This window comes from Chelativorans intermedius (genome assembly GCF_025398255.1).
GTDB classification, from domain to species: Bacteria; Pseudomonadota; Alphaproteobacteria; order Rhizobiales; family Rhizobiaceae; genus Chelativorans; species Chelativorans intermedius.
In genome coordinates this window covers 1-2,991 of sequence record NZ_JAODNW010000065.1, presented here as the reverse complement: position 1 = coordinate 2,991, position 2,991 = coordinate 1, and the positions used below count along the sequence as shown (strand labels likewise).

Sequence of the window (2,991 nt, the reverse complement as noted above, 5' to 3'; positions counted from 1 at the left end):
CACGCCGCCGAATGATGGCACACAAAAGGAGAACAGGCTCGACTTACGAGTGGCCCTGAAAAAAGGGGCAGGTCAGGCCCTTCGGAATCGGAAGGCCGCTTCAATACGGATGCGGAATATGCCGAGATCTGGGAGCGCTTCCGCTTCTCCAAGGACGTGGAGGCGCGCAAGGCGGCCTATGCCGAGCTGATGGACCGCATCAAGGCCGATCCGCCCGTCCTGCCGCTCTACCGGCCTTATGAATCCTGGGCCATGCGCAAGGGCGTGAACTGGGCGCCGAAGCCGGGGCACATCCCCTATGTGCTCGACTTCCGTGCCGGCTCCATCTCCTTTGCCACCAATTGAACCCGGCACTTGCCGCGCCGCCCGACAGCGGCGGCGCGGCGCTTCCCGCATCGCGCAAGAGAGGGTTAAACCCATGGCCGTTCGCATCTGCCTCGTCGCCGATATCCACCACGGCGCGCCATCCATGACCAAGCGCGGCGACGCCGCGCTCGATCTCATGGGAGACTTCGCGCGCTTCGCCAACGACGCGCGCGCCGATCTGGTGCTCGACCTCGGTGACCGCATTTCCGATATCGACCGCGACACAGACCTTGGCCTTGAGCGCGACGTTGCCGAGGCCTTCAGGGCGGTCGAGGCGCCGATCTGCCACATCAACGGCAATCACGACCGCGATCATCTCTCCGTCGAAGACAATGAAGAGATTCTGGGTCAAGCGCTCGGCCACCAGACGCTGGACATCGGCGAATGGCGCATCGCGCTGTGGCGTGCCGACACGCGCATCCGGCGGGGGCCGGATCATCGTGGCTTCCAGCTTGCGGAGGCCGATATCCTGTGGCTGTCGCGTACCGTACAGAATGCCGACCGTCCGCTGCTGGTGGCAAGCCACGTGCCCGTTTCCGGCCACTCGCAGGTCGGCAACTATTATTTCGAGGCCAATCCGGCCGCCTCCACCTATCCGCAGGCCGCCCGCGCCCGCGCCGTGCTCGCCCAGGCCCGCGTTCCGGTGGTCTGCATCGCCGGCCATGTTCATTGGAACACGATCACCACGGTCGACGGCATCACCCATCTCACGCAGCAGTCGCTCACCGAGAGCTTCACCACCGCGGGCGAGCCGGCGGCCGCGCTCGGTCTTCTTGAGTTGGGGGAGACCGTGCGCTGGCGTGTCGAGGGGCGCGACCCCATCGATTTCGCCTTCGCGCCGCAGGCGCGGCGCTGGACGCCGCCGGTGCCGCCCTTCCACCAGATTCCGGAAGCGGCGAGACGCATGAAGGGAGAGCGGCATGATCCGGTCCCTGCAATCGCACCCTCGCTCGGGCGGAACGCCCGACCAGTCGGAGGTTCGTTTCGGCATCAGCGCCCAAGGGTTTCCCGTGGCGCGCGTCGATGACACTGTCTTTGCCATGCTGCCGGGGCGCGTCGGCCAGTATTTTCTCGCCTCATCCTGGTGCGCGCGCCGGCCGCTGTCGGAACTCGCCCGCAATGACTTCTACGGGCATGGTGGCCAACTCGCGGACGAGTCGGATTTCAGGGCGAGTGTGCTCGAGCAGGCCGAGCACAGCCAAGAGAAGCGCGCGCTCGGCCGCCGGGAAATCCGCTCTCGGGCCCACACGCCGTGGGGACCTTCGCAGGGCGCGACGGTCTTTGCCGAGGGCATCGTCTGCCATTCGACTGCCGGACATGGCGGTTTCCAGCTCTCCGGCGGTCGCAATGCCAGTGTCCACTCCCGGCTCCGGAAAAGGGACGGCTGGTACGAGGAAGACGCCGAATGGGCGATCGTTGCGATCACCTTTCCGCACCTGTTCACCGGGTTCGAACGGCGATGTGCCGAGCAGACCCTGAAGGACTCCTGGCCGGACGCCTGGGAGGCGATCTTCGGAACCGTTCTGCAGCCCGGCGAATCCCGAGAGAAGGATCGCCGGGCATTCGAGGCGCGGCATGCCGGTGACTGGGTTGTCGTGTCGGCAATCAGGTCAGAGCACCACGACGGTTTCGTTGAGGTGATCGCCACGCTGGGTGGAGGCAGTGGTGATGGCCTCGAGCGCCGGCGCTTTCTGGTCCCGGCCGGCGAGTACGAGGTTGGCCGTTTCGGTTTCGTCGTCGATCCGGCGCGCCACGCTTCTTACGGCGGGCCCTCGAGCTTTGTCACCTGGGGGCGGTGATGTCCATCCCATGGAAAGCGATCGCGGTCCGCTTCGGCTGGCGGGCTGCGTTCGGGATGGACGGCGCGCATCCCCGTCTTGTCGTCCAACACACGCGGCATCGTCATCGTTTCACAGGCGCCGATGCCTGGAAGCGCGCGGTGCTCGTCTCGATCCGCGCGCCACGTTTCAATCATCCAGCACGGAGACCCAACCGATGACCACCTTTCTCGTCGCGGTACACATCCTCGTCGACACGCAAGCCGCCAGTCCCCGTTCGGCTGTCGCAGCGGCTTTGGAGAACCAGTTCGACCGTTGTGCAGCAGCTGTTCCGGCGGCCGGCACGATAGTCGATTGGGCCGTCACCGGCGAAGACCTCGCCGCATCGATGGCACCTGTGGTGATTCCGGCCGACTACACGCCGGGAGCAACACCGTTTCCCGAATGGAGAACCGCGCGAGAGCCAAGCGCGGAAAAACGACCCGGATTTGCCCGTCCAGGCCCCGATCCCGCATGCAAGGCGCCGGTCAGCTGATACCTTCCATACGTCGAAGGAACTGACTCGATCGATACCGTTTCACGGGAGCTCGCTCGTCGGGCGTGTGCGACCGCCATCCTCAGGAGGAATTGTGAGGACAGCAGTGTTCGGCCGCAGGATGCCGGGGTGTCCAGCCACTCGGGATGACGGGCATGCGGACCCGGGTCATCGTCATTTCCTTCATGGGGCAGCTTCGGTGGAACGCCACCCCCTGCCGGCCTCCCTTCGGTTTTGGCTTCGGTCCTAAACCGGCGGCCGGAGCCTTCAAGGCCGCTGGCGCGCCGCGGAGCGGCCATGCGCACCAGCCTC

At 65.9% G+C, this 2,991-nt stretch carries 4 protein-coding genes; all 4 read left to right on the top strand.

The annotated features are described in order from the left end of the window. The first annotated feature begins 156 nt into the window (after positions 1–156). Positions 157–345 (top strand): hypothetical protein, encoded by a 189-nt coding sequence (locus NYR58_RS20150; protein WP_261522914.1) that lies wholly within the window; start codon positions 157–159, stop codon positions 343–345. A gap of 73 nt (positions 346–418) precedes the next feature. Then, the gene (locus NYR58_RS20145) at positions 419–1,393 is read left to right on the top strand and encodes a metallophosphoesterase family protein (protein ID WP_261522913.1); all 975 of its coding nucleotides are present in this window, start codon (positions 419–421) and stop codon (positions 1,391–1,393) included. Then, positions 1,287–2,165, top strand: a complete 879-nt coding sequence (locus NYR58_RS20140; protein ID WP_261522912.1) for a DUF7007 domain-containing protein — start codon at positions 1,287–1,289, stop codon at positions 2,163–2,165. The genes NYR58_RS20145 and NYR58_RS20140 overlap by 107 nt, the downstream gene beginning before the upstream one ends. 196 nt (positions 2,166–2,361) lie before the next feature. Beyond that, the gene (locus tag NYR58_RS20135; protein WP_261522911.1) at positions 2,362–2,679 is read left to right on the top strand and encodes a hypothetical protein; all 318 of its coding nucleotides are present in this window, start codon (positions 2,362–2,364) and stop codon (positions 2,677–2,679) included. The last annotated feature ends 312 nt before the right edge of the window (positions 2,680–2,991 follow it).

Excerpts from the sequence above, each read along its gene's own strand:
- NYR58_RS20135 (WP_261522911.1), top strand. The coding sequence starts at position 2,362 with ATGACCACCTTTCTCGTCGCGGTACACATCCTCGTCGACACGCAAGCC.
- NYR58_RS20140 (WP_261522912.1), top strand. The coding sequence starts at position 1,287 with ATGATCCGGTCCCTGCAATCGCACCCTCGCTCGGGCGGAACGCCCGAC.
- NYR58_RS20145 (WP_261522913.1), top strand. The coding sequence starts at position 419 with ATGGCCGTTCGCATCTGCCTCGTCGCCGATATCCACCACGGCGCGCCA.